Below are 26,476 nucleotides of genomic sequence, written 5' to 3'. Positions count from 1 at the left end.
GATGGATCTGTCCTATATTTTTTATTGTGAGTTATTGTTGTGCGTTTTTGTTGTCCGGTCAGTCTAAGGCGTCCCTGCCGACCTGTCTATGTTCTGTTGCTGCTGATTCATCAATTCAGCGGTTGTTGGCCGTACCAGTGGCTCAGTCGGGTCAATTGGGCGTTGAGGTTGCGCAGGGCGGTCTCCGCATCCTGCTCGCCCGTTAGCACTCGGTGCACATTGCGCTGAATTGCTCGGGAAACCAACGGATAGCCGCGTCCCGTGATGGTGGCCGGGCGCGGCACACCCCCTTGAAAAATATCGACCAGTGCGGCGAATTCAGGGAAGGTTCGCATCAATTCCTGGTCTTCATACAGCGCCGGAATGGACGGATTGTAGCCCGCCAGTAGCGCCCGGTTTTTCTGTTCCTCCTCGCTCACCAAATAGCGCACTAGGTCAATCGCCAAGGCTTGATTTTCGGAGTATTGCGATACCCCAAGCTGCCAGCCACCCAATGTAGCCGAAGAACTGCCTTGCGTACCCCTGGGCAGCGGTGCCATACCAACGTTGCCGGCGATGACGCTGTCTGCTTGCTGCGCCAACCCCCACGCATAGGGCCAATTGCGCATGAACACTGCATCGCCCGCTTGGAAGATGGCACGCGACGCTTCTTCGTTATGGGTGACGGTTTCTGGTGGGCTGATGGTGCCGATCCACCCGGCCACGCGATCAAGCATCTCGATATTGCCCGGCTGGAGGATTGTGATGCTCATATCGTTTTCAACAAAATGCGTGCCGGTGCTGCTGTGAAACCATTCTAGAGCATCACAGGTTAAGCCTTCATAGCTGTCGCCCTGCCAGACATAGCCCCAGAGCTTTCCGCCACTGGTGCCGGTTGATTCTTGGGCCATGATGGTTTGGGCGATGCGTTCTAAATCGGTCCAGGTCTTAGGCACCGGTTGATTGTATTTCTCCAACAAGTCTTTGCGGTAATACAGTAGGCCGGAGTCAATAAACCATGGCAGCGCAATAAGCTCGCCGGTTGCGGTTGTATTGTTGGCGATCAGCCCGGCAAAAAAGGTCGGGTCGTCGGCTTGCAGGTGGGGTTTAAGATCGACCAAATCACTGCCCAGTAAACCCGCCCAAACCACATCCAGTTGCAGAATATCCAGTTCCGGTGAATTGGCTGAGATGATGGACTGGTAGTAGTCCAGTCGTTCATTCGACGCGTCGGGCAGGGGAATAATCTGCGCTCGATGTCCGGTGAGCCGTTCCCAGTTTCTGACCGATGCTTCGCAGGTTTCATATTCTGCACCGACGGCACCGCAAGCAATGGTGACCGGGCGCGTAGCCGTTTGCGCTAGCGTTACGTTAACGCACAGCAACGTACTCGTGACAAGCACAAGGAGAGAGGTGACGTTCATGTTAAATGCTCTTTATTGTTGTTATGGTAACGATGTTTGCTGGCTGGAGACCGATGGCAACGTTCAGCAGGAATCGCGCACAATCAGTTTGGCTTCCAGTAATACATCCTTGGTGTACTCACTGAGTCCCAGCACCATTTTTGCGGCCTGACGGCCTTTTTCGTTTTGTGGCTGGTGTACCGTGGTAAGAGCAGGTCGTTGATAGGCGGCCGTTGCGATGTCATCGAAGCCGATGACTTTAAGGTCTTGCGGTATATTCAGGCCCAGGTCTTGTGCTGCCGCAATGGCGCCAAGGGCCAAACGGTCACTCATGCACAACAACAGTTTCGGGCGTGGGTTCGACATCAGAGCTTCTCGAGCCGCTTGATAGCCGTACTCGTAGCGACTTTCGGGCACGTTCCATACCCATTCGTTGTCTAGGGAGCGCTTTGTTTCTTCTAATGCGGCTCGGTAACCGTCCAACCGGCGCCGCGAAACCGATTCATACGGTGACGCCAGTACGTCATCATCCTGAATGCGTCCCACCACTTCGGATTCGGTCAATACGCGCAGGGCCAATACGGCTAAAGGGCCATTTTCAATGGCTTTCAAGCCGTGACGAGCGGCATCGCGCGCGCCATGAAAATTATCGATATTCAGTGACCGTACTTCCGGCAAATTGAAATCGACCGTGATAGTAGGTTTACCCCGCACGACGATGCGCTCCAACACACTGCTGTCACGCGGCGGACCATAGATCACGAAACCGTCGGCCAGGCTGTCTACGGTGTTATTACGGTAAAACTCGGCCCGGCTGGGCAGCAACAGCATGTTGATGTTTTGCTGATCGAAGATTTCCGATACGCCATGCAAAAACCGGGTGGCGACCGGGTCTTCAAAATTGTATTGCAGGCGTTCCGTGAGCACCAAAGCGATGGTGCCCGTTTTGCCACTGCGTAGACTGCGCGCGGTGGCATTGGGGCCACGGTAGCCTAAGCGTTTAGCCTCCCCCAAAATACGTTCCCGCAAATCCGCCGACAACTGATCCGGACGACTGAAGGCATTGGAGACGGTGGCGGTGGATACCCCCAACGAGTGCGCGATGTCCTTCAGAGTCAGTTTCATGATGCTGTCCTCACTTAGGTTCAGCGAATACGGCGCTGTACGCCGGTAAGGTCATGGTCTTACCCGTCACCGTACCGGTGAAACCTGTGGCCGGTAGAGCGGTTGCCTCGACCGGCAGGTCTACCGTTAGGGTATTGCCGGTCAGGTTGATGCCAATCCACAGTGTTTGCTCTGCACTGTGCCGAGCAAACAGAATGGCCTCCTGTTGGTCATCCGCGAGCCACGTAAAATCACCCGCGACCAAGGCCGACTGCTCGCGCCGCCACGGTAAAAACCGGCGAACCCAATTCAGTACCGAGTCCGGGTTGTGATCTTGGGCCTCGGCACTCAAAGGCAAGTGGGCCGGATCCAGCGGTAGCCATGCGTCATCGGCGGTCGTAAAACCGCCGGTGGTGGTCCATGCCATGGGGGTACGGCAGCCATCACGACCTTTAAATTCGGGCCAGAACTCGATGCCATAAGGGTCCTGTAAGCGTTCGAACGGTACATTGCCTTCTGGTAAGCCCAATTCTTCGCCTTGGTACAAACAGGAAGAGCCGCGCAAGGAGAGCAACAACGCCAGGCTCGCTTTGGCAAAGTCTTGCCTCGGTGCTTCACCGCCCCAACGCGAAACACTGCGCATGACATCGTGGTTGCTGATGGCGAAATTAGGCCAGCCGTCTTCCAACTGGTCTTCCAAGGTCGTCAACACCGAGCGCAGATAGGTCGCGCTGTGGTCGGTGCCGAGCAAGTCGAAGGTATAGGCCATGTGCAGTTTGTCGCCGCCCGAGGTGTAGTCGGCCATCACGCGCAAACTATCGTAGGAGCCGATTTCCCCTACCGAGGTACGTGCCCTGTACTGATCCATCACCTGACGCAAACGTTGTAAAAACGCTAGGTTGTCGGGCTGGGTAATTTGATATTTGTGGAACTGCTTCGACCATGGATTATCATCCCCGGAGCCGACATGGCGTTCCGATGGCTGGCTGACCACCGGGTTGTCGCGTAATTCGGCATCGTGGAAATACATATTGACCACATCCAGACGGAAGCCGTCGACCCCCATCTCCAGCCAGAAGCGCATGACGTCCAAGATGGCGTCCTGCACCGCCGGGTTGTGGAAGTTGAGGTCCGGTTGTGAGGTCAGAAAATTATGCAGATAGTACTGTCGCCGCCGACTGTCCCACTGCCAGGCGGAGCCGCCAAAAATGGACAGCCAGTTATTTGGCGGGGTGCCATCGGCTTTCGCATCGGCCCAGACGTACCAGTCGGCAAAGTCGTTGTCGCGTGATTGGCGACTGGCCTTGAACCAACGGTGTTGATCGGACGTGTGGCTGTAAACCTGGTCGATGATCACTTTCAGGTTGAGTCGATGTGCTTCATCCAACAGCGCTTGGAAATCAGCCAGTGACCCAAACAACGGATCGACATCGCAGTAATCCGCCACGTCGTAGCCGAAATCCTTCATCGGGGAGGTAAAGAAGGGTGACAGCCAAACGGCATCCACCCCTAAACCAGCGATATAGGACAATTTTTGGGTGATGCCGGGTAAATCACCCACACCATCGCCGTTGCTGTCGAAAAAGCTGCGCGGATAGATCTGGTAAATGACCGCTCCGCGCCACCAATCGTTTGCGTCGACGCCCATCAGTGAACCCACTGACGATGTAGTTTCTGCAGACAACGCTTAGCCTCCTTTCACTGAACCGGCCAACAGGCCGCGTACGAAATAACGTTGCATCGACAGGAAGACCACAAGAGGTACGACGATGGAAACAAACGCCCCGGCCGTCAGCACTTCCCAGTTTTGTCCGCGTGAGCCGAGCAGTTCGCGCAGTTGCTGGGTCAATACGGTTTTGCCTTCACCTTGACCGAGGAATACCGAGGCGACCAGTAAGTCGTTCCACACCCAAAGGAACTGGAAGATGGCGAACGATGCCAACGCCGGAAACGACAAGGGCAGTACGATGGTGACAAAAATTTTGAAGTGTGACGCCCCATCCATCCGCGCGGACTCCATGATTTCCTTCGGCAACCCTGCCATATAGTTACGCAATAGATAGATCGCCAGCGGCAGACCAAACCCGGTGTGCGCCAGCCATATCCCCACGTAGTTGCGCGGATCGAAACCGAAAGCATTGCCGAGGATGTTATAGCTGCGCAAAATGGGAATCAGCGACATTTGCAGCGGCACAACAATTAAACCAACCATCACCGCTAACAGGAACAGGCGGCCGGGGAACTGCATCCACGCCAGCGCATAGGCCGCAAAGGCCGCAATCATGATGGGGATAAAAGTAGCCGGTAGCGTGACCGTCATGGTGTTCACAAACGAGGGCCCTATCCCTTCGGCTGCCAGCACGTTCTTGTAGTTTTCCAGCGTAAAGCGTGGCGCTTGGGCTTCGACAAAGAAAATACGTTTCCCTGAACGGTGGGTAAAGGGCTCGTCACTTTCCCAGCGGAAGGTACCATCGGCATTCACCGTTAAACGAGAACCGTCGTTCAGTGTCGACGTGGTGTCAGGCTCGAATTCGTCCACCGAGGTGGGGCGTTCACCCCACGCCAACACTTCGCCACGCTGGGATTCCGCAAAGAAATCGCCACTGATGACGAAAACGCCGTTGTTTTCGATCTGGCCTTCTGCAGTAGCGGTCCGATAAAAGTTATTGGTTTCTGTAGACGACAGCGCCGTCCACCAACCGGAAATGATCAACTGATCTTTATCCCGCACCGAGCTGATCAACAACCCCAGTGTGGGTAGCGTCCAGATCACCACCAAAAGCAAAACCAACAGGTGCTTGATGATGCTGCCAGCCGAATATTTTTGGGCATTAATCATGGCGTGCTCCTTAGTTGTGCTCTTGACGGGCTTGACGGACATTCCACCACATCAGCGGAATGACAGAGATCATGATGATGACGGCGATAGCACTACTGCGGCCGCCATCGTTCAGAATCCAGCGATACATCAAGTTAGCCAAAACTTCCGTCTCCCACTGGCCGTTGGTCATGGCGGCGACAATGTCGTACACCTTCAAAACCAAAACGGTGATGGTGGTCCATACCACCACAATGGTGCCCATGATCTGTGGAATCACAATTTTGGTGAGCATTTGCCACTCGGTTGCGCCTTCCATATTCGCTGCTTCAATGGTGTCTTCCGGCACGCCACGAATGGCGGCGCCCAACAACACCATGGCAAAGCCGGTTTGAATCCAGATCAAGATCGCCATCAAGAAGAAGTTGTTGGCGAACAGCATGGAAATCCAGTTTTGTGGCTCGAAGCCCAAGGACACAATAAACGCGTTGAGAATACCGATCTGATCGCCGCTGCCACGGTAGTCGTAAACAAACTTCCAAATGACACTGGCGCCGACAAAGGAAATGGCCATGGGGAGGAAAATTAATGAACGGGCGATTTGCCCCCACCAAATGCGGTCGGTCAGATACGCAATCAACAAGCCGAAGCCGGTGCTCATGGCCGGTACAAAAATGAGCCACAAAATGTTGTTGCGAATCGACGTGCGGAAGCCTGGGTCATTAAAAGCCCAAGCGTAGTTGGAAAAACCGACAAAGTCGTCGCCAAAGCGACCAAAAAAAGAAAGCTGTAAGGTTTTAAACACCGGGAAAACCAAATAAAACCCCAAAATCAGTAACGCTGGGCCAATAAAGACCCAAGGACGAATGCCTTCGCGAATGGCATCACGTCGTTGACGACCTTCGTCATCGGGAATGTGGTCGCTCGTTAAAAATCGGTCCAGTATGAAGTTGGAGCCGACGTAGAATAGTGTAGATACCACGATGGCCACGACGATGGCGGTGGCCGCCTGAATAAGTTGCTCAATCATCGTGAGCCTCCTTGGTTGAACAGCAGGACGTAGCGATAGATAGGGAGTTGGCGGGCCACGTTAAGCGCGTTAATGTGGCCCACCGGAGCATGTATGACTAGCTCATACCGTGGATCAGTTCAGTTGATCCCAGCTGCGCTGGATTGCGTTGGTGACTTGTTGAGCAGAAGAACCACCCACGAAGTCAACCATGCCCGTCCAGAATGAACCTGCACCGATCGCACCTGGCATCAAGTCAGACGCATCGAAACGGAACGTGGTGGCGTTCAACAGAATTTCACCTTGGCGACGCAGTGAATCGTTCGCATAGGCATCCAAGTTCACGCCCAAATGGGCAGACAGGAAATTACCACGCGCCATCCACAATTCGTGCGCTAAAGGCGTTTGCAGGTAGCTCAATACAGCACGAGCGGCTTGCGAATCGCGCGTCAGTGCCAAGACCGTACCAGCACCCAACACTGGGTTGCCCAAGTCTTTTTCTTCAAACGCAGGCAGGTAGAAGAAATCAACATCTTGACCCACTACGGTACCTTCAGGGAAGAACGCAGGGATAAAGCTGGCTTGACGGTGCATGAAGCATCCAGGTGGGATGTCAAACATCGGTGTAGGCGCATCACGGAAGTCCGTAGTACCTACCGCAGAAACACCACCTGAGACATAATCCGGGTTCTTCGCGAAGTCACCAAACAGGTTGATCGCTTCTTGAACACGAGGATCATTAAACTTAATGGTGTTGTTCACCCAGCCGTCGTATACGTCAGGCGTGTGCAAACGCAGCATGAAGTCTTCTACCCAGTCCGTTGCAGGCCAACCGGTTGCTGCACCTGAACCCAGACCGATACACCATGGCGTATTGCCGTCTGCGACCATCTGGTCGGACAGAGCAATCAGCTCTTCCATGCTGTTCGGTACGTCGTAACCGTAGTCAGAGAAGTTGTCAGGTGAATACCAAACCAGAGATTTCAGGTCGGTACGGTAGAACACGCCATAGAACTGGTCATTACCGTTGCGGTCAGAGTAGGTGCCTAAGTCAACCCACGATTGGCCAGCAGCGAAGTTCTGACGAATGAATTCTGCAGCGGAGTCACCCAGAGGTGTCAACAGGCCTTGGCGTGCCAAATCACCTGCCAAACCAGGCTGTGGGAAAACAGCGATGTTTGGTGGGCTACCGGCTTGCGCGTCGATCACAATTTGCTGTTCGAAGCTGTCAGAACCTGCATATTGTACGTCAGCACCCGTAGCTTCTTCGAAGTATGCGAGCACGTCGTTGAAATAACCGGCCTCTTCACCCAACCAAGGGCCAGAGATGGTCACGGTTTGACCGGACAAATCTAGATTTTCAAAATAAGACAAGCTGTTCCAGCTGTACGGGCCTTGGCCTTTGGTAAAGGGTTGTGCCACAGCGCCAGCGGAAACGATGCTGGCCGCAATAGCTACGGCGAGCGTCTTTTTATAGGACTTTATCATTTTTGTATTCCTGTAGTGTTGTAGTGAATGGTGCTAACACCTTGCCGTAGTGGCAAAGTTGTCGCTGGAACACAGCCCTTAATTTGGTTTTGTAATTAAGCTGTGTCGTATCACGGAGACTATCTTAAACGTTTAAGAAGCTGAATTTCAGCACTTAACTTCAGTTTTTAAGACTTTTTGGCTATATAAAGTTAACTAATTATTCCTACTCAATGGTATTGGCTTCTCCAAAAAGCCGGTAAGGCGAGGGCGCTTGTGGCTATTTCATCGGGTATGCTTGGGTGGCAATGTCACTGTGGTAGGCTATAGCACACAAACCCTTGGTCACGAGAAAACACTATGACGTTCAGCATGACGGGATTCGCCCGCGCCGAAGCCAACCTGCCGAGCGGCACGCTCAGTGTCGAAGTTAAATCCGTCAATCACCGTTATTTAGAAGTGTTTGTACGCTTGCCGGATGTCTTGCGATTTGCCGAGGCCCAGCTACGCGAGCGCGTGCGGCAAGAAATCTCGCGCGGCAAGCTGGAAGTGACCGTGCGTTGGCAACGCGAAGACACCGAGCAGTCGGGTTTTCATGTGCAGACTGAGGTGTTAATGCAATTGCATGCTGCGCTATCCACCGTGCGCACAAACCTGCCGGAGGTGGCCATGCCGAATGCGTTAGAACTGCTGCAATGGCCGGGGGTGATCGCCGAACCGCGCATTACCTCGGAAAGCCTCAACCAAACCCTGGAACAAGCACTTAATGATGCCTTGGTCGCGCTACGTGCGCACCGTGCCCGTGAGGGCACCGAACTGTCTAGCCAGATCAGTCAGCGCCTGGATCAGATTCAGGTCATTGTGCAAACCTTGCGGGCGGCCTACCCTGATCTTCAGCGCCATATTGCCGAGCGGTTACGGGAGCGCATTGCACGTTTTCAAGTCGATGTCGACCCGGAACGCTTCGAGCAAGAAGTGGTCATGCTGTTGCAAAAGGCCGATGTGGCGGAAGAGTTAGACCGCTTGGACGTGCACATTGCTGAAACACGCAAAATTCTACAGCGGAAAGAACCCATAGGTCGCCGGTTGGATTTTCTGATGCAGGAGTTTAATCGGGAAGCCAACACCTTAGGCTCAAAAGCCACCGCCACTGATTATTCTCAAGCCGCCATAGACCTAAAGGTATTGATCGAGCAAATGCGCGAGCAGATCCAAAACATCGAGTAGGTCTTTTGTGGCTGGCGACATCACACCATCGTTAAGTACACGTAGCCGTCGTCCATCTTCCATGGAATGGCGGCCAGTTCATCGCCTTGGCAGGGGCCAGAAATGCACAGTCCATCTGTGATATTGAACAAGGCGCCATGCATGGAGCATTGGATCAGTTCATGGTCCATGTCCAAAAACTGGTCTTCTTGAAATTCCAAGTTCACCCCTAGATGCGGACATTCGTTTTTGTACAGATACAACTCGGCGTCTTTTTTTACCGCGAACAGGGCAAGGCCGTTGGCTGTAAAGCCCTTGGATTCACCTTCGGGAATGTCGTTAAAGTGGCAAAGCTTGTAGGCCATAGCTTGCAGGTCCTCTAGCGGCTGATGATGGTTGGGCACCCTAACGTGGGGTGCGGCACAATGTCTACGTCTAACTGAAAATGGCGGGCAATACGCTCTTCTGTAAGCACCTCATGTGGCGTTCCGGTACAAACTAGCTTGCCCTGCTCTAACACAGCAATGCGGTCGGCATAGCGGGCGGCCAGATTCAGGTCGTGTACCACAAACAGCACGCTAACACCTTGCGCTTGCAGTGGAGCCATTTGCCGGAATACCGCGTGCTGGTGCGCCAGATCGAGTCCGCTGACCGGTTCATCCAACAGTAAAATACGCGGTCGGTCAGCAATCGGTTCCCAAATTTGCGCCAAAACACGCGCCAATTGTACGCGTTGCTGTTCGCCGCCCGAGCAGGCCGTGTAGGCCTTGGGCAGGAGATGCGTGACATCGCAGGCGTCAGCCGCTGCCGCTATAATGGCTTGATCACGTTGATTGCCGGTGCGGTGCGGGTAACGGCCCAGCGCGATGACTTCATGCACTTGAAACGGAAAGGTCAGCGAAGCGCTTTGTGGTAGCACGCCGAGCCAACACGCGCGGTCATCGGGTTTGTAGTGGGCCAGTGGCTGGCCAGCGACCAAAACATGGCCTGCGGCTAGCGGCCATTCCCCGGTAATGCAACGCAATAACGATGATTTTCCAGCGCCGTTCATGCCCACTAACGCGACGGCCTCACCCGCGCGCGCGCAGAGGTCTATGCCATCCAGGATCGGGCGGCCAGCGCGTTCGAGTCGAAGCTGGACAAGGGTTAGGTGTTCGGATGCCATAGCCGCGAGTACATCAATAAAATCACGAAAAAAGGACCCCCGATTAACGCCGTGATGATGCCGACGGGCATTTCAATCGGGGCGATGAGGGTGCGCGCCAAGGTGTCGGCAAAGACTAATAGCCCTGCGCCCGCCATGGCGGAATACCACAATAAATGCCGATGGTTCGGACCAAACAGTAAGCGCATGATGTGCGGCATCACCAAGCCCACAAAGCCGATCATGCCGGTAAATGCCACGGCCGAGCCGCTGATCAAAGTAACGCCCAATAAGCACCATTGCTTGGCCCGTTTAACCGAAAAGCCCAAATGATGCGCCTCGGACTCTCCCAGCAACAGGGCATTCAGGAAGCGCGCGTGCGCGACGATGATAGCCGTGCCTAGCCCGATGGCAACCAGCAAGAGGGGAATCTTGTTCCAAGTGGCCGCCGCTAAAGAGCCAAGCCCCCAAAACGACAGAATACGCAGTTGCTGGTCACTGGCAACATAGGCACAGACGCTGATGATGGCACCGGCAAATACATTAATGGCAATGCCAATTAGGATAACGCGGTTAGGGTCGAAGCTGTGCTGGCGGGCCAGTACCAGCATCAACGCAAGTGTGCTGGCTGCGCCTAAGCTGGCCAGCAGCGGCAGGGTGGCGACGCCCAGCAGGCTGGTGAGCAAAAGAAAAAAGCCCGGTGCTAAAATCATGGTGCCCAGGGCGAACGCAGTGGCGCCCGAGGTGATACCCAGAATGGTTGGTTCGGCCAGTGGGTTGCGAAACAAAGCCTGTAAACAGGCTCCAGAGATGGCGAGGCCCGCGCCGATCAACGCTGCCATAAGCAAACGCGGCAGCCGAATATCCCAGACTACAGTGCGGTAAAGGGGCTGATTAGCGGACGTTTCGGCGCCGCCCCAAAGTGAATTTGCTAAATCCGACCAGCCGATCGGTAAGCTGCCCGAGCGTAACCCCCATAACAGCACCAGTACCAACAAGGCGGCCAGTACCGCATAGCGCCGCCATGTTACGGGCTGCGTCATTACACCCGATCCTGTAGGGAAGCGACCTGGCGGTCCAGCACGCGCTGCCAGTTGGCCGTAAAACCCGTAAGCCGCCAGACCTCCAAGGTTTGTGAGTCGGGCAGCGCAATGTCGCGGTAAATTTCGGCCTCCACGACATCGCCCAGCGGGGCGTACTGAAACACCGGCTCGCCGACCAGAATCTGCGCGCCTTGGTTATGCGCACTCAAGGCATCCAACTGTTTCAAAATGTGGCCAAAAATGGTCAGTACCGGTAGGCCACGGCTGCTCTGAATACCGGAATACAACGGGCCGGCCATGACCGAAACGCTGAATTCCGGGCGCGGCCGAGCGGTCCAGCCATCCATGTTGTTCAACAGTTGATCCAGTACATAACTGGCACAGAGTGCACGTTGTACAAAGTCGCCATCTTCGGCATCGTTCTGTACGATGAAACGCCATGGGTCTTGTGTGGGCTCACCTTGATAAAGACGCATCACTTCATCACAACGTTGCTGAATAAAGTCCATCAGGCGTTTTACTGCATCGGGCGGTAGGCGCTTTTCCAGTTCGTGCAAGTTCACCAGCTCTATCTTGATCAAGGCACCGAGCGCATTGGCCCCGGGTTGGTCACTGGCACGAAAGTTCTCAATCAGTTCTTGAATCTGGTGGGTGGGTAGCCGGTGGCGCAACGCTGAAAGTAACTCGAGTGCATCGCGGTGGTTTTTCTGTAAATTCTGTAACAGACGATGCAAGCGGGCTTGAGGTTCAAGGGTTTCGGGCGCGTTCAGGTCTGGAAAACTGTCGAGCAACAATTGATGCACCGCCTGCGTGTGCTGTTGTTGCCGCCGAACCAGCCAATGCAACATGCCAAAGGCGGCCGCACCGAGCGCCAGGAAGGACAGCAACAAGAAGCCGAGGCTGCGCCAGGTAGCTTGGCGCAATGAGGTGTCATCCTGCCAAAGGGTGAGGGTGCCGAGCAGTTGGTCTTCATAGTAAAGGGGAGTATTGAACAGCGTATGCTCCGGGCCGGGTACGTCACCTGCCTCAGTGAGCGTGCGCCCGTTAGCATCGAGGATTTCAAGGCCGGTAATGTTGGCCTCGCGTGCCCAGCGGCGCGCCTCGACGGTAACGCTAATACGATCATCCAAGGTCAACAAGCTCGCCGCTCGGTGGCCGTATTCATTCGCTAACTGGGTTCCGTGTTGCTGCCAGACCCGGTTTAATTCGCGCTGGGTGGGCCATATCAATAACATGGCGCTGAACAGCGTCAACACCATGACCGCCAACGCCGTCAGGACTATGGTGGGGGAGCGAAACAAGCGGTGCAACAAGGTCCACATATTTGGGTTCAAGAATCCGGGTCGATGGCTGTATTCTGGGCTGATTGCCGGTACAATGCCCGGCTAATTTAGACGGCCCGTAGTCTACCCTGTGCGGGCGGTCGTCACCACCCTTTCATTACGCGAGGAATGTACCATGAGTAACCAGCAGGCTTTGGAGTTAGCAAACAAGATTGAGAACGGGTTATTTCGGATCAGTGGCGACGCACCGCGCGCCATGTCAACGCATGAGCACGACGATACTGTGGAAGAGCTGCGGGCATTGGTGGCGCAACTGAAAGCCGCCTTGGCGAGCTGATTCGTACTATGACCATACCCTCTCCTGTGGCGTCTGAAGTCATTTTGGTTAAGGTTTCGGGCGAAGACCGCCGTGGTTTGACCCTGGCCTTTTCAAACGTACTGGCGCAGCACAATATCTCCATTCTTGATATCGGGCAGTCGGTCATTCATGACCAGCTCAATTTGGGTATGTTGATTGAGCTGCCGGGTGGCGGTATGGCCAGCACGGTGTTGAAGGACCTGTTGTACAAAGGTCATGAGATGGGCGTTGGGGTGCAATTTACCCCGGTCAGTGCGGAAGACTATGAGCACTGGGTCAGCGGGCAAGGAAAAGAGCGCTATACCGTCACCTTGTTGGCACGCAAAATCACGGCGACACATTTCGCACGCATGGCCGAAGTGGTGGCGGAACAAGCGCTGAACATCGATGACATCGTGCGATTGTCGGGTCGCGTGCCTTTAGGGCAGGTTCCCGAGAACAGCCGGGCGTGTGTGGAAATCTCGTTGCGTGGCAAGCCGGTGGATGCCGATGCCATGCGCGCGCGCTTTCTACAGGTGGCGGGTGAATTGGACGTCGACATCGCCTTTCAGGAAGACACTCTGTACCGCCGTAACCGCCGCCTGATTTGCTTCGATATGGATTCTACATTGATTGAGGCCGAAGTCATTGACGAGCTGGCGAAAGCCGCAGGCGTGGGTGAACAAGTAGCCGAAATCACCGAAGCCGCGATGCGCGGTGAACTGGATTTTCAAGAAAGTTTTCGGCGTCGTATGGCGTTACTGAAAGGCTTGAAGAAGTCGGTTTTGGCTGAGGTGGCTGCCCAGTTACCCATCACCGAAGGGGCAGAACGCCTGATTCGCCATGTCAAAACCTTAGGGTATCGCACCGCGATATTGTCCGGTGGGTTCACCTATTTTGGTGAGTACTTGCAGGACAAGTTGGGTATAGATTATGTGTACGCCAACGTTCTGGCATTTGATGAACACGACGAATTAACCGGTGAAGTGATTGAGCCCATTGTCGACGGTGCACGCAAAGCGGAGCTGTTGAAGCAAATTGCGGCGGATATGAACATTTCCTTAGAGCAAGTGATTGCCGTGGGCGACGGCGCGAATGACTTGCCCATGCTCAGTGCCGCTGGCTTGGGCATTGCGTTTCGCGCTAAACCCATTGTGCAGCAAAACGCTAAACAAGCACTGAGCACCATTGGCTTGGATGGCATTTTGTATTTGTTGGGATTTAAAGACCAACACCAGATTGACCAACTTTAGATTACGCTTCACCTTCAAACGGAAACGACATGGCGTCAATAGGCTGCTGCAAATAGTGGCCTTGCACATAATGCACACCCGCCTGCCACAACCCGGCCATCACTTGAGCATTTTCAATGTGCGGCACAATGGACGCAATTTCATGCTGGTGAATGTAGCTGATCAAATTCGTTAATTGGGCGAGATTCTCGGCATTGTCCAGATCGCGAACATACAGCGGGTCGACCTTGATAAAGTTAATGTGCAGGTGGCGCAGCAGCAGTTCCGCCTTATCGGGGTGGCCGAAGCGCCCAATGGCCAGCCGGGCATGCAACACATTCAGCCCTTTGCTGAACGCTTTGAGTGCTTTCAGATAATTGTGTGCCATCTGTTCAGAAACCTGAAAGACAACGGCATCACCCGGTAACTTGGCTTCGCGCAGCGCTTTGTTGGCCCAAGGCAAGAATGTGGAGTCTTGTATTGTGGCGGCGGTGAGGTGCACGAACGCACGCGTATTCGAGCTGCGTTCACGTCGATGTTTGGCCAATTCCAATACGGTTTTCTTAAACACCCAACGGTCCAGGTGGCAGGCTAAGTCTGCCACGTTTGCGGCTTCCAAAAATTCCTGCGGGGCAATTAAGTCGCCGTGTTCATTCGGCAAGCGCACCAGCACTTCATAATTTTCATCACTGCTGACGCGCAGATTCACCAAGGGTTGGAACAATATGATCAATTGATTTTTGGTCAGCGCCGCACGCAGTTTGGTCACCATCGAATTTTCGGCGTCCGACTGGTCACCCGGGCGGTACACGACCAAATCTTTATGTTTTTTAATGGCGCGCATGCAGGCTTCGTGCGCGTGTGTAATGGCTTCCACATCGGACGCAGTGGTTTCGGTAATGCGACTGATGCCGCCGTGCAATTCTACCTGCACGGTTTGACCGTCCACCTCAAACAGGTGATTGGATACCGCATGCACAAAGCGTTCGGTTTTGGTGATGTAATTATCGTTATCGCCGGGGCAGATCAGAGCAAATGCATCATCGGAATAGCGGGCCATAACGCCCACGTCTGTAAAAGTTTTCCGTAACACGTCGGCCACAAAGCCGAGCAGCAAGTCGGTCCCGGCAATGCCCAGTTGTTCTTTATGTTTCGCCATGTCGACCAATTGCAGGAAAGCCAGACAGCGCTTGCCTTGCGTGGCGTGAACTTCGCGCACCACATCGTTCAACACATCATCAAAATACTGCCGGTTGTGCAGTTGCGTTTGTGCATCCAAGCTGGCTAATTCTTTTACCCGTGCTTGCAAGGCTTCGGTGTTCACTTCGGCTTTGCTGATGGTAATTTGAATACAGGCTTCCCCTTCGTAGCTGGCCGGGCTTACCGATAAGCGCGCTTCGAAGGTTTCACCGCTTTCGTGTTCGCCGGTCACATTGAGCTGGACCTTTTTTCCTTCGGCTACTTTCTTCAGTTCGGATTTAATGGCATCGGCCGGTGAGCTGTGTACCAAATCCATTAATGGCATGCAGGCCAGCTCTTCCATGTCATCGTAGCCAAACAGTTCTCGGTAAGAGTCGTTGGCATAGATGTGCATACCCTCGTGGACATAGGCTATGGCATCTTTTGATCCGTTGAGCAATAACTGACACCGCCGTTCTGACTCGGTTAACAGGTGTTCCAGCGTGCGCTTTTGCCGCCGTATTTGTAATTGCGCAAAAGCACGGCGCACCACATGCACGACAGCGGCAGCGTGATCTGCCACCACCACGGCTTCCGCGCCCAAACTCAAGCCCTTTTCGATAAAGTCTTCGGTGTACGAATCCACCAAGCCGATGATGGGGATATCTTTGCCGCTGTCTTGAATGATGCCAATGGCGATTTCCGGGTCTACGGTGTCGGCCGACAGGTGCACACAGGCAATGTCGAACAATTGTTGATCCAAGACCAGATTCAGTTCATCTGCCGAGGCCACAAAATGACTGCGCACGGCTTGTCCACGGTTACGCAACCCACTGAGTAGGGGTTCTGCTTCATGTTGCGTGCGGTGCAACATCATTAAATTCAGGCTGGTGTTGTTATCAGGCTTCATGGGCTAGGTCTTGTTGATTCAAAGGTCTCAGAACGACTTCCATAACGGATCCATCGTCCAATCGTTATTAGATTGTGCTGGCTTTTCCATGGCAGTGGTCATGGGTTCAATGGTGTATTGCGCCACGGCACTGGTTTCCGTAATTTTTTGGCTGAGTCGATAGGTGGTTTCCGTATTCTTCCGATAGATCATGGCCTTCTGGCCGGATTTGACGGCCAAGCGGGGCAGTATAATGGACTCCGGCTGCGCGATGGCTTTGATTTCGGGCAGAATAATGCCGCGTAAGAAGTCGGTATGTTGGCCGGTTTTTTGGCGTAACCGTACAGCACAGGACTGCGCATTCGGCGACAGCAGTTCAACGCCCAGCAGCAAGCCGCGGTTGGGCACTTGGCGGGTCCAGCGCAGCAGGCCGATGGTTCGGTGCTTGGCGCGTTCGTCACGGACCGCGATTAATTCCCCAGTAACCAAGTGCTTGGGCGCTTGATCAGCCCATTGCAGACAATAGCCCCGCGCACTTTTGTCGCATAGAGTAGCGGCATATTCCGGAACGTCCTCTAGGGCAATCAGCGGTTGTTCGTCGTCGTATTCCATCGGTATGGCCGGAATCACGTTGGAGCCGGCATCAAATGAATCGGTCCATACATCGCGGTTTAACTGATCGTGCCGTGTGGCGCGTGCAGCAAAACGTTCGCTGTTGGGGTTTTTATTGTCGCCACGATAAGGTGCTAAAAACGACTCAAAGGTTTGCAAACCGCTCAATTGTTGGTGCACCGCCGAAAGGCCAACCGTCACCTGAATCGCACCCGTGGCTGCTTGACGACGGAATCGGCGTGGTTGGGCCCGGTGCCACGCTAGGGCCAAATGGTTCAGCAAGTGGTCGTTCATGCCAGGCACCGTAGGCAAGGACTCGCGCTGACTTCGGAGGCGGGTGACTATTGGCTTGGTATCAACCGTCAATGCATTGGGTAAGAGCGTCGTTTGCTCGCTGATGTACTGTGGTGGCAGGTCCCTAGACAACTCCAATAAATAAGTGCTGCCTTGCGTCGCGTTAGCCAGACGAGCCAGCGAGCACCACGCCAAGCAGGCACGATAAACCGGATCAATCTCGTGTTTTTGGAGCTGAAACGTTTGTGCCGTCGCCAGCATCAGGGCGGCTAAATAGCCGTGTTCTAGGGTGCAATTCTGCCCCTGCCAGGTGAGCGGTGTGCGGGCTATATCGGCCTTGCGGGCCAGACGATAGAGTTGATGCAGTTCCGCCCAGAGGCCGGGCGGTGCGGGCAAGTAGAGGCTCAGGGCGCGCCGTAAATTGGGCAGCAGGCTCCACAAGCAATGATGCAGGGCGCGGGTCATGACGTCTTTTTTGGACATCATCTTCCAGCCCTGGCTGGCTTCAATCAGTACCGTCTTATAGCCGGTGGCTAATTCCATATGCAGCGCTTGCGCCAAACCAGCAACTTTACGTTCGGTATCATCCAATTGGTAGGTGCTGTCGAGATGACGGGTGAACAAACCATCGGCGGCATAGATAACGCTAGGGCTCAAGACATTCAGTAAGCTCAAACGGTCGGCAGGACTGGCTTTCAGTTGGTTCAATTCCCGTAGCGCGCTGTAAAGCCTCCGGCCCGTTTCAGCCAGATTGACTTTGGGTAAGGTGTTTACCCAATCCGCCAAGTCACGTTCACGCGCAACACAGAAGGATAAGCTCTTCTGCACGGTGTCCTGTGGCTTGAGATACATTACGGGTTTTTCTGGCATCCATTTTCCTGTGTAAATTCCCAGCCAGCCTGTGCGGCCACTTTATGTACTATAAGTGGGGCTGCAAGGCACTGACAATGCTCCTTACAGCGCGCTGACACCAAGGAAATGCTTCACAGTTTTCCTTCAGCCGGGAGCCATGTTTTATTGGGCTGTTCCGGTATTTCGCGCACCAAGCGGGGCACCAAGTAGCCGGGAAGCTGCTCTTTTAATCCTTCATGCAATAACAATGCCTTTTCATCGGGCACCGCAAAATGCGCCGCCCCGGCTACGCTGTCGAGCTGGTGCAAGTAATAGGGCAGTATGTGGGCGGCAAATAAGGCTTTGGAAAGGGCGCGCAGTGTCAGTAAATTGTCGTTTACACCCGCCAGGAGCACTGCTTGATTCAGCAGTGTTATCCCGGCCCGTTGCCACGGCGCAATGACGGCCGACAGGGCGGGTGAAATCTCCCGGCCATGATTAGCATGCAAGACCAGAACCGGCTGCAAGCGTGTGGCGGTCAGAACGTTTTGCAGCTCCGGGGTAAGCCGGTCGGGCAGCACGATCGGCAGGCGCGAGTGAAAACGCACGGTGTCGAGGTGAGGTACGGTGGCTAGGTCCTGTAGCCAGTGGTGCAGCGCTTTGTCCGTCAGCATCAGTGGATCGCCGCCACTAAAGATGACTTCGTTTACGTCCGGGTGTTCGTGCAGGTAGCGCACAATAGCCTGGCGTTCGTCAGCGCCAATACGGTGGCCGTCGTAGGGGAAATGACGGCGAAAGCAATATCGGCAATGAATGGCGCAGGCGCTCGTGGGCACCAGTAATACTCGTGTGCGGTATTTGTGGATTAAGCCCGGCAGTGGCGATGCGCTGCGCTCTTGCAGGGGGTCGATACTGAAGCCGGGTACATCATGCTGTTCGCGCTGCCACGGCAGGATTTGCCGCAACAAGGGGTCGTGCCAGTCGCCCGGCGTTACCAGACTGGCGTAAAATCGCGTGGTGCGCACCGGAAACGAGACGCGTTCTAGGTCGGCCAAGGCTTCGGGTGGGGAAACTAACTGGCACGCGTGCAGTAGGCTGGGCAAGTCGGTAATGAGTTCGCCCAGTTGTTGTTGCCAAGCGGTTTTTTCTGTACGGACCGGCTGCACAGACACAGAGTTTACAGGTATCATAAGCGGCTAAAATTTCTCATCGTGGCGGTAGTGCCGCGTTATTAACGGACGGAACAACTATGGCAAGCTATTCTACCAACGAATTTCGTGGCGGTCTTAAAGTATTGTTGGAAGGGGACCCTTGCAGCATCATCGAAAACGAATACGTGAAGCCCGGCAAAGGCCAAGCGTTCAACCGGGTTAAGCTCAAGAACCTGAAAACCGGCCGGGTCTGGGAGCGCACCTTTAAATCGGGTGAGAGCTTGGAAGGTGCGGATGTGGTCGATATTGACATGGAGTACATGTACACCGACGGTGAGTTTTGGCATTTCATGAAGGGTGACGGCTCCTACGAGCAGTACGGTGCAAGTGCAGACGCCATTCGTGACGTAAAAGACTGGTTGAAAGAACAAGAGTCTTACACCGTAACGCTTTGGAACGATGCCATTTTGACGGCCGCGCCACCGAATTTTGTTGAATTGCAGATCGTTGAAACCGACCCCGGTGTGAAAGGTGATACCGCAACGGGCGGCACCAAACCCGCTAAACTCACCACCGGTGCCGTAGTTAAGGTGCCATTGTTTATTGATGTGGGTGAAGTGATTCGCGTCGACACGCGCTCTGGCGAATACGTCTCGCGCGCCAAATAATATGACCACCTGGCTCCCTACGGCGCCACTGGAGCATCTGCAAGCCCGCGCGGCCACCATGGCTTCTGTGCGGGCTTTTTTTGCGGCGCGAGATGTTCTGGAAGTGGAAACGCCTCTGCTCAGCAGTGCGATGAACAGTGACCCCAACATTGCATCGGTAACGGCGCAACAGATGGGCCGCACCTATTACTTGAATACCTCACCGGAGTTCCCGATGAAGCGCTTGTTGGCTGCCGGGTATGGGGCCATTTATCAATTTGCCAAGGTGTTTCGAGCCGGTGAGGCCGGGCGGCGGCATAACCCGGAGTTCACCATGCTGGAGTGGTATCGCCCGGGCTATGATGATGTCGCTATGAGGGCGGAAGTACACGCACTGTTGGTGACCTTGATACCCGGTTTGCCACGCTTGGACTTCACCTATGAGGCCGCCTTTAAGCGCTTCGCCGGGTTTGATCCGCACCGGATTCCTTTGGTGGATTTGCAGGCGCAAACCCACTCCCGTTTCGAGTGGTCGAGTGCGGTACGCAATGAAATGCTAGATTGTTGGTTGGCACAGGTTGTTGAGCCCGCCCTGCCACAGGACCATTTGACCTTTATTACGGACTGGCCCGCCGATATGGCCGCTCTCGCGCAAGTGACCGAGAATGCCGACGGCTGGCCGGTGGCGCGGCGTTTTGAAGCCTTCTATCGCGGCATGGAAATGGCCAACGGTTACTATGAGTTGCGCGATGCCGACGCACAACGCGCACGCTTTGAGGCCGATTTGGTGCGTCGGACTGAGCAGAATCTGCCGGTTGGGCCATTGGATGAGCACTTGGATGCCGCACTGAAAGCTGGATTGCCGGAATGTGCGGGCGTGGCGATGGGCTTTGATCGGTTGATGATGGTGTTGCTGGGAGAAAATGACATCAGCCGTGTGATCAGTTTTCCAATGAATCGTGCCTGATTAAAAAAGCCTGCATGGCGCAGGCTTTTTTGTCTCAATGCTTGGCGAATCGATTGGCTAATGACGCCAGCTTCTCATTCAAACGCGCTTCTTTTTCTGCCGGCGTCTCTGGTGCTGCAGGTTCTGTCGGCTTTTCTGCGTTCGATTTGGGTGCTTGCGGCGTACTTGGCTTGTCGGCCTTACGCTTCGCGTGATTCGGTTTACCCTCGGCATTCATGGGCCGTGACTTTTTGGCTTTGGGCCGCGCTGCTTGCTCCGTTTTCCGGCGTGCATCACGCTTTGCTTTACGCCGTTCCTCGATTTCCGCCACACGCGTCTTGGCGTGTTCGGCGTCTTCGGGCTTTACTTCACCGGCTTCGCCTTGCAACCCAAAACGTGCACCACCCGCCGCTACAGATTTGATGTAGCTGTACTGTTGCACATAGAAATTTAAAGCCCGACGAATCTTGGTTTTAGAAAACTTTCCGTCTTCCGCCAAGCTGACGTGAATATTAATTTGCAATGGCTTGGGCGCGCGCAAATTAAATAAGTCGGGGTACTGTTCGGCCAGTAAATCGAACGCCGCACGATTCGGATGAACCTTGGGGGTTTGGTCAGCAGCAGCGGTTGTTGCTTCTGGGCTGGCGGCAGGTGCCTGCGGCTTTTCAGCCGTTGCGGTGTCTTGGTCGGTCACAGCGTACTCATAGTATGGAATCAAACAACGCGCAGCATAGCGATTCACTGCGTCAGACTCAAGGGCTGGGCGTTCAGAACCCGCTGAATTATCGTCAACTAGGGTCTTTTTGCCATGGTTTGGCCCAAACGAACGGTCTGACCTGCTTGCATATCGGCTTGCCACTGCCAACCATGATCTTCGGTCAGTACCACGACGGTGGAGCCTAACAGAAAGCGGCCGATTTCATCGCCTTGCTTAAAGGTTGGCGCGTCGGCCCCGTAATGCCAAGTGCGCACTTCGTTAGCGCCCGGTGCAACGGTGCCGGCCCAAACAGTCGCTATGCTGGCGACAATCATGGCGCCCACCAAAACCATGGCTAAACTGCCGTGTTCTGTGTCAAATTCACAGACGACTCGCTCGTTGCGGGCAAACAAGCCGTCTACTCGTTCAGTGGTAGCAGGATTAACACTGAAAAGTTGGCCTGGAATGTACGTCATTCGGGTCAACTTCCCAGCACAGGGTAAATGAATGCGATGATAGTCTTTAGGCGATAAGTAAATGGTACTAAACAGCCCATGATCGTATTCGGTTGGCTGGTCACTGGATCGGCCCAGCAGGGCCTGGGTGCTGAAATCATGACCTTTGGCTTGGAAAATTCGCCCTTCGGCGATGGGTCGGGACTGACTTATGGCACCGTCAACCGGACAAATGAGGATTTGACTATCAGGTGTAAAAGGGCGAGCGCCATCGCGCAAGGCGCGGGTGAAAAAGGCGTTAAAACTTTTGTAGGTGCGCAATTCCGGCTCGGCCGCTTCGCTCATATTGACCTGATATTTCTTGGCGAACCAGCGCATAACCGGTTGCGCCAGCCACGCCCGTTCACTGTGCGCTACTTTTCCCACAAGACGGCTCAAGGCATGTTGCGGTAGAATCTTCTGCAAAGCGACAAACAGGGCGTCCGACATTCTGGCGTTCCTAACAAATTAGGTAAATAAGTGGTGGCAAAGGTTACTGGTTTAGAGCGCTTGACGCTAGCCTCGGTGGCGGCACTGTTGATAGTGATGCCGTAATGGCAAAACGGCGACTGACCAAACAACAGGAAGCGCGCATTCGACATACGCAAAGGGAGCGGCATCGCCGTGCCGAACGCAAAGCCAACTTGGTAGAGACGCAGTTGGCCGAAGGCCAGCTGGGCAGCGAACAGCCGGGCGTGGTGCAGGCGCATTACGGGGCGACGTTAGCGATTGAACGTCCGGAGGACGGTCAGGTGTTTCGGTGCTATCAGCGTGCCAATTTACCCGCCCTAGTTACCGGCGATCGAGTAACTTGGTGTGCAGGCCAAGACGATACCGGCGTGGTTGTCGCCTGTGAAGATCGTCGCAGCTTATTGGTGCGACCCGATTTGCGGGGTCAGTTGCGCCCCGTGGCGGCCAATATTGATCAAATTATGATTGTGTTTTCCAGCATTCCGGCGACGCCTTTGGCGTTGTTGGACCGGTATTTGGTGGCTGCCGCGTTGTCGAACATAGAGCCGGTGCTGGTGTTAAACAAGTCAGACTTGCTGACCGTTGATGATCCCTACAGAACCTATTTGGCTGATTATGCTGCACTGGGTTATCGCACCTTGTTGCTGAGTGCGAAAGCGCCGCTGACAGATACCTTGGTGCCCGAATTACGTGCCAAGACGACGGCCTTTGTTGGGCAGTCGGGCGTGGGTAAGTCGTCGTTGATTGCCCAGTTATTGGGCGATCAGGAAGACATTGTAGTAGGTGAGATTTCCGAGGCAACGGGTAAAGGCCGCCACACCACCACTACAGCCATGTTGTATCACATGCCGCAGGGTGGCGATTTGATCGATTCGCCGGGTATTCGTGAATTCGGTCTGTGGCATGTACCGGAAGACCAAGTGATGCAGGGCTTTCCTGACTTACAAGCCTACAACGGCCAATGTAAGTTCCGCGATTGCAGTCACCGCGATGACCCTGGTTGCGCGTTGCAGGCGGCTATTGCGCGGGGCGACGTACTGGCGCGAAGGCTCGACAGCTACCATGCCATTCTGGCCTCATTAGCGGAAGTTAGCGGCTACCGGCGTTACGAGTGAGGTTGTACAGGCGGTTGTAGGGCGTTGCGTAGCGCACTTATTCGGCGGGATAGAGTTTGCTGTAATCTTTCTGGGCGATTGGCATACCACGGCCTTGCGGGCCCTGTTGCGGTTGTTCCAAGACCACCAGGGCAAGGCTGGGTACCACAAAATGGTCGTCCGGTTGGCTGATGTCATGTAGGCGCTCATCGTGGCCGTTTGCTTGCACGGGGTGTAACTGAAATCCGGGCACCCGAAAGGTTTGGCTGCGAGTGTTCATGTTCATAATCACCATCAAGGCATTGCGCTCAGGATCCAGGTCGGGTACGCCTTGTCCGTCATTGATGGTCATAATCAGAAAGCCATTCGCTTGATTAACGCCAACGTTGCGAAAATCAAGGCGGCTGGCGATTTGTTGTTGGCTGGTCAGGCGAAGGAGTGGTGTACTCTGGCGAATGGCGAGCCATTCATCGAGGGCGCTGCGCTGGTTGGCGGTCAACGAACTCATGTCACCCACCAAGTGAATACTGCCTTGGCTCAACAGCGGTAAACCCATGGCAATGCGCCGACGCTGCTCGTTCTCATCGTTGTTAGGGCTGTCGTGGTCGGGTGACAACAGCGTATTGAGGTCTAACGCCTGCACGGTCTCTTGCGGGTCGTTGGCTAGGCCTGCAAAAAATTGTCCGTCAGGCACGTTGCGCCCGCGCATCAAGCGGTCCGTCTGGGTGAGCAACAGATAGTTTTGTTGTCGCCCTGCTAAGGCAATGCGCTGCGCATCGGTAGCTTCTCGCCATTCGGCGCGGTTGGCGAAATCCAGCGTGCTGGGCAGGCGCAAAACGTCCAGACTTGGCGGTATTAGGCTGCCCACGCCAGTGCTGGAAAGTGGTGACACCGCCGCTGCCGGTAGGTCACTGTAAGCAAAAAAGGCTGGATGTTGATTGCGCACGCGCACCTGTGAGCGCATCAGGGCTTCACGGTGTAGTTGATCGGCGCGGTATAACCGCACGCTTTCAAAGCCAAAGGCTTGGGCTAATTGCACCAATCCGTCGGTCAATAAGCGTTCCATCATGCGGTGTTCGGTGGCGGTGATGGCGCAACAACCATCACGCAACGCCGCACCGGTGATGGGGTCGCGGCGGTGATAATAGGCTGGCACAATCTTGTCGAGCATCGATGACGTGGCGTCGTTGAAGGTCTGAATGCGCGTAAAATCACCGTCGACACCGACGCGATAACCGGCCAGCCGCCAACGTAAAACCGTTTCGCGTAGAGAGCGTATGGTTTCTAAGCCCTCTGCACCGCTGCGGGCAAACGGCGGAAGTAGAAAGTGCCGCACCTGACCGGCAGCGTGCTCTGTCGCCTCGGGGTCGTACAGGTGTACATGCGTAAATGCCGGGGCATCTCGTGGCTGGAGCGTTTGCGCATGGGGCAACGCCAAGCGCCAGAGCACGGCATCTTCCGGTGCGGGAGTTACCTGTTCCGTTGGCCACGCCATCCAACCATCGGGGCGCAATGAAGGGTGATCGAGATCGACGACTTGGGAATATTGCCCATCGGGTGATAGGTTCAGGCTGTAAGGGTCTGTCACCCGGTGAGTCTCTATTTTCTGCGTCGTAGGATGGTAGGCCACCACCTCATAGTGATAATAACGGCCATGCGGTGCCGTTCGACTTAAGTGTGACCAGTTGCCGCTGGTGCTGTCCTCGCGCAGCGGGAAACGTTCCAACAGTTCAAATTGGTCATCATAAAGGAACAGGCTTACGCGTTGCGCCGTTGGTGCCCATACTTGAAATACTGTGCCCGCATAATAGGGCAAAGCACCGAGCTGCATTTGCGTTGCGCGGGGGGCGTACAGGGCATCCAAAACGCCGGCTATTTGCACGGCGGTCGCATCCAAAACGCGCTCAAAGCGGTCGCGGGCGCCAACGGCGAGCTGGCCTTTAAGCCAGAGCTTGATATCGACCGATGCGGGTACGCCCCAGGCTTGCCAATCCGCCAGGTCCGGGTAGCGTTCGGCAATGTTGGCGGGTAGTACGCGCGGTACAAGGCGAACGCTGTCGGCGGCGCCGAACAGTGACAAGCTGGTGGTGTTGTGGGACAGTCGTGCAATGGGCGAATAGTATAGGCGAACTTCTTCTACGTCTCCGGCGTTGTAGAGCAGTAAGTCAGGTGTAACCCAATGTGCAGCGGCTTCCGTTAGGCCCTCGGCTTCCTCTGTTGGCACGGCTTCAAACACCTCGGGCACCGCTAATTCTACGGGGGCGCTGAAGAAGTCTTCGACCTCAATGGGTTCGCCGGTTTGGAGGGTGTCTGGCTGCGCAGCGCTGTCATCTTCGGTGAACGCCGCGTCTGGAATGGCATCAAAACTGGGCTGGGCAACCGCAACGCTCGCCAATAGCAGCCACAGTAACCCACGAGTTCCTTGAACAATTAACCCCTTCATCGTTTGCCGACCCACCCTTTGCCTTCGGATTCATGCCGCAGCATAAAACAACTGTCGGGCAGTTGCATGACACAATTACACTTCTCAGACGTGACACACTGGCGAGAAGCGCTATCTACCTCTAAACTGTGCGGCAGAATGTATCTCTCGTGAGTCCTATGAATAAAGACACCAATTTGGTCTGGATTGACCTAGAAATGACCGGGTTAGACCCCGAAAAGGAACGCATCATTGAAATTGCCACCATCGTTACCGATGCGGACCTCAATATTTTGGCCGAAGGTCCTGAATTGGTGATTCATCAGCCTATGAGCCTACTGGATGCTATGGACCCCTGGTGTGTAAAGCACCATGGCGAATCTGGTCTGACCCAGCGGGTCATTGACAGCACCGTGACCGACGAAGAAGCCGAAGCGCAAACCCTTGCCTTTTTGCAAGATTGGGTAACGCCGGGGAAATCCCCTTTGGCGGGTAACACCATAGGCCAGGACCGCCGCTTTATGGTGAAGTACATGCCCAAGCTCGAAGCCTATATGCATTACCGCAACCTGGATGTTTCGACCTTGAAAGAACTGGCGAAACGTTGGAAGCCGGGCATTGTGGATGGCTTTAAAAAGCAGAACTCACACCGCGCGCTCGATGATATCCGCGAAAGTATTGAAGAACTGCGCTACTACCGTGAGCATTTTATTCAGCTTTGAGG

At 54.7% G+C, this 26,476-nt stretch carries 23 protein-coding genes; 7 read left to right on the top strand and 16 right to left on the bottom strand.

The features are described 5' to 3' along the window. Nucleotides 1–110 precede the first annotated feature (110 nt). The 6 genes from ACFOSD_RS02655 to ACFOSD_RS02630 form a co-directional block, all read right to left on the bottom strand. On the bottom strand, nucleotides 111–1,403 hold the full coding sequence (locus ACFOSD_RS02655) for an ABC transporter substrate-binding protein (RefSeq protein WP_380693855.1): 1,293 nt from the start codon (nucleotides 1,401–1,403) through the stop codon (nucleotides 111–113). A 63-nt stretch (nucleotides 1,404–1,466) separates the two neighbouring features. Further along, the gene (locus tag ACFOSD_RS02650; RefSeq protein WP_380693857.1) at nucleotides 1,467–2,507 is read right to left on the bottom strand and encodes a LacI family DNA-binding transcriptional regulator; all 1,041 of its coding nucleotides are present in this window, start codon (nucleotides 2,505–2,507) and stop codon (nucleotides 1,467–1,469) included. Nucleotides 2,508–2,517: 10 nt separating this feature from the next. Next, the gene (locus tag ACFOSD_RS02645) at nucleotides 2,518–4,134 is read right to left on the bottom strand and encodes an alpha-amylase family glycosyl hydrolase (protein ID WP_380694962.1); all 1,617 of its coding nucleotides are present in this window, start codon (nucleotides 4,132–4,134) and stop codon (nucleotides 2,518–2,520) included. A gap of 39 nt (nucleotides 4,135–4,173) precedes the next feature. Further along, nucleotides 4,174–5,325, bottom strand: a complete 1,152-nt coding sequence (locus ACFOSD_RS02640; RefSeq protein ID WP_380693860.1) for a carbohydrate ABC transporter permease — start codon at nucleotides 5,323–5,325, stop codon at nucleotides 4,174–4,176. 10 nt (nucleotides 5,326–5,335) lie between these two features. Next, the gene (locus ACFOSD_RS02635; RefSeq protein ID WP_380693862.1) at nucleotides 5,336–6,334 is read right to left on the bottom strand and encodes a carbohydrate ABC transporter permease; all 999 of its coding nucleotides are present in this window, start codon (nucleotides 6,332–6,334) and stop codon (nucleotides 5,336–5,338) included. A 114-nt stretch (nucleotides 6,335–6,448) separates the two neighbouring features. Beyond that, nucleotides 6,449–7,801 (bottom strand): ABC transporter substrate-binding protein, encoded by a 1,353-nt coding sequence (locus ACFOSD_RS02630; RefSeq protein ID WP_380693864.1) that lies wholly within the window; start codon nucleotides 7,799–7,801, stop codon nucleotides 6,449–6,451. Nucleotides 7,802–8,140: 339 nt separating this feature from the next. Here ACFOSD_RS02630 and ACFOSD_RS02625 point away from each other — a divergent pair, with 339 nt between their 5' ends. Beyond that, on the top strand, nucleotides 8,141–9,007 hold the full coding sequence (locus tag ACFOSD_RS02625; protein WP_380693866.1) for a YicC/YloC family endoribonuclease: 867 nt from the start codon (nucleotides 8,141–8,143) through the stop codon (nucleotides 9,005–9,007). A gap of 20 nt (nucleotides 9,008–9,027) precedes the next feature. On the opposite strand, the gene ACFOSD_RS02620 is transcribed toward ACFOSD_RS02625, so the two are convergent. From ACFOSD_RS02620 to ACFOSD_RS02605, 4 genes are read right to left on the bottom strand one after another with little or no spacing between them, the layout of a single operon-like run. Then, a complete protein-coding gene (locus ACFOSD_RS02620; protein WP_380693868.1) occupies nucleotides 9,028–9,351 on the bottom strand; it encodes a Rieske (2Fe-2S) protein in 324 nt (107 codons plus the stop codon). A 14-nt stretch (nucleotides 9,352–9,365) separates the two neighbouring features. Continuing rightward, nucleotides 9,366–10,151: a heme ABC transporter ATP-binding protein gene (locus tag ACFOSD_RS02615; protein WP_380693871.1), complete on the bottom strand. Its 786-nt coding sequence runs from the start codon at nucleotides 10,149–10,151 to the stop codon at nucleotides 9,366–9,368. Further along, a complete protein-coding gene (locus ACFOSD_RS02610) occupies nucleotides 10,133–11,173 on the bottom strand; it encodes a FecCD family ABC transporter permease (RefSeq protein ID WP_380693874.1) in 1,041 nt (346 codons plus the stop codon). Before ACFOSD_RS02610 ends, ACFOSD_RS02615 begins: the two co-directional genes overlap by 19 nt. Further along, nucleotides 11,173–12,495, bottom strand: coding sequence for a hypothetical protein (locus tag ACFOSD_RS02605; protein ID WP_380693877.1), 1,323 nt, complete (start codon nucleotides 12,493–12,495; stop codon nucleotides 11,173–11,175). Before ACFOSD_RS02605 ends, ACFOSD_RS02610 begins: the two co-directional genes overlap by 1 nt. A 136-nt stretch (nucleotides 12,496–12,631) precedes the next feature. On the opposite strand from ACFOSD_RS02605, the gene ACFOSD_RS02600 reads away from it, so the two are divergent. After that, nucleotides 12,632–12,793: a hypothetical protein gene (locus ACFOSD_RS02600; protein ID WP_380693879.1), complete on the top strand. Its 162-nt coding sequence runs from the start codon at nucleotides 12,632–12,634 to the stop codon at nucleotides 12,791–12,793. 8 nt (nucleotides 12,794–12,801) lie between these two features. Continuing rightward, nucleotides 12,802–14,046 (top strand): phosphoserine phosphatase SerB, encoded by a 1,245-nt coding sequence (gene serB, locus ACFOSD_RS02595; protein WP_380693881.1) that lies wholly within the window; start codon nucleotides 12,802–12,804, stop codon nucleotides 14,044–14,046. Between the two features lies 1 nt (nucleotide 14,047). Here serB and ACFOSD_RS02590 read toward each other — a convergent pair whose 3' ends face one another. From ACFOSD_RS02590 to epmB, 3 genes are all read right to left on the bottom strand, one after another. Beyond that, complete coding sequence (locus ACFOSD_RS02590) at nucleotides 14,048–16,114, bottom strand: EAL domain-containing protein (protein WP_380693883.1); 2,067 nt, start codon at nucleotides 16,112–16,114, stop codon at nucleotides 14,048–14,050. Between the two features lie 27 nt (nucleotides 16,115–16,141). Next, on the bottom strand, nucleotides 16,142–17,869 hold the full coding sequence (locus tag ACFOSD_RS02585) for a hypothetical protein (protein WP_380693885.1): 1,728 nt from the start codon (nucleotides 17,867–17,869) through the stop codon (nucleotides 16,142–16,144). A 113-nt stretch (nucleotides 17,870–17,982) separates the two neighbouring features. After that, nucleotides 17,983–19,020, bottom strand: a complete 1,038-nt coding sequence (epmB, locus tag ACFOSD_RS02580) for an EF-P beta-lysylation protein EpmB (RefSeq protein ID WP_380693887.1) — start codon at nucleotides 19,018–19,020, stop codon at nucleotides 17,983–17,985. A gap of 59 nt (nucleotides 19,021–19,079) precedes the next feature. Here epmB and efp point away from each other — a divergent pair, with 59 nt between their 5' ends. Together efp and epmA are read left to right on the top strand one after the other, a co-directional pair. Beyond that, nucleotides 19,080–19,649 carry an elongation factor P gene (gene efp / locus ACFOSD_RS02575; protein ID WP_380693890.1) on the top strand — a complete coding sequence of 190 codons (570 nt, stop codon included), beginning with the start codon at nucleotides 19,080–19,082 and terminating at the stop codon, nucleotides 19,647–19,649. A 1-nt stretch (nucleotide 19,650) separates the two neighbouring features. After that, on the top strand, nucleotides 19,651–20,595 hold the full coding sequence (gene epmA, locus ACFOSD_RS02570; protein WP_380693892.1) for an EF-P lysine aminoacylase EpmA: 945 nt from the start codon (nucleotides 19,651–19,653) through the stop codon (nucleotides 20,593–20,595). A 34-nt stretch (nucleotides 20,596–20,629) separates the two neighbouring features. On the opposite strand, the gene ACFOSD_RS02565 is transcribed toward epmA, so the two are convergent. Together ACFOSD_RS02565 and asd are read right to left on the bottom strand one after the other, a co-directional pair. Next, complete coding sequence (locus tag ACFOSD_RS02565; RefSeq protein WP_380693895.1) at nucleotides 20,630–21,268, bottom strand: ProQ/FINO family protein; 639 nt, start codon at nucleotides 21,266–21,268, stop codon at nucleotides 20,630–20,632. A 98-nt stretch (nucleotides 21,269–21,366) separates the two neighbouring features. Then, nucleotides 21,367–22,215, bottom strand: coding sequence for an archaetidylserine decarboxylase (gene asd / locus ACFOSD_RS02560; protein ID WP_380693898.1), 849 nt, complete (start codon nucleotides 22,213–22,215; stop codon nucleotides 21,367–21,369). Nucleotides 22,216–22,319: 104 nt separating this feature from the next. Between asd and rsgA the strand changes: the two genes are divergently transcribed. Next, nucleotides 22,320–23,351: a small ribosomal subunit biogenesis GTPase RsgA gene (gene rsgA / locus ACFOSD_RS02555; RefSeq protein ID WP_380693899.1), complete on the top strand. Its 1,032-nt coding sequence runs from the start codon at nucleotides 22,320–22,322 to the stop codon at nucleotides 23,349–23,351. A 37-nt stretch (nucleotides 23,352–23,388) separates the two neighbouring features. Here rsgA and ACFOSD_RS02550 read toward each other — a convergent pair whose 3' ends face one another. Then, nucleotides 23,389–25,773, bottom strand: a complete 2,385-nt coding sequence (locus tag ACFOSD_RS02550) for an alpha-1,6-glucosidase domain-containing protein (protein ID WP_380693902.1) — start codon at nucleotides 25,771–25,773, stop codon at nucleotides 23,389–23,391. Nucleotides 25,774–25,931: 158 nt separating this feature from the next. On the opposite strand from ACFOSD_RS02550, the gene orn reads away from it, so the two are divergent. Beyond that, complete coding sequence (gene orn, locus ACFOSD_RS02545) at nucleotides 25,932–26,474, top strand: oligoribonuclease (protein WP_380693904.1); 543 nt, start codon at nucleotides 25,932–25,934, stop codon at nucleotides 26,472–26,474. The last annotated feature ends 2 nt before the right edge of the window (nucleotides 26,475–26,476 follow it).

The organism is Salinispirillum marinum, assembly GCF_042650105.1.
GTDB classification, from domain to species: domain Bacteria; phylum Pseudomonadota; class Gammaproteobacteria; order Pseudomonadales; family Natronospirillaceae; genus Salinispirillum; species Salinispirillum marinum.
The sequence above is the reverse complement of the archived record's forward strand: the minus strand, read 5'-3'. Positions and strand labels throughout refer to the sequence as shown.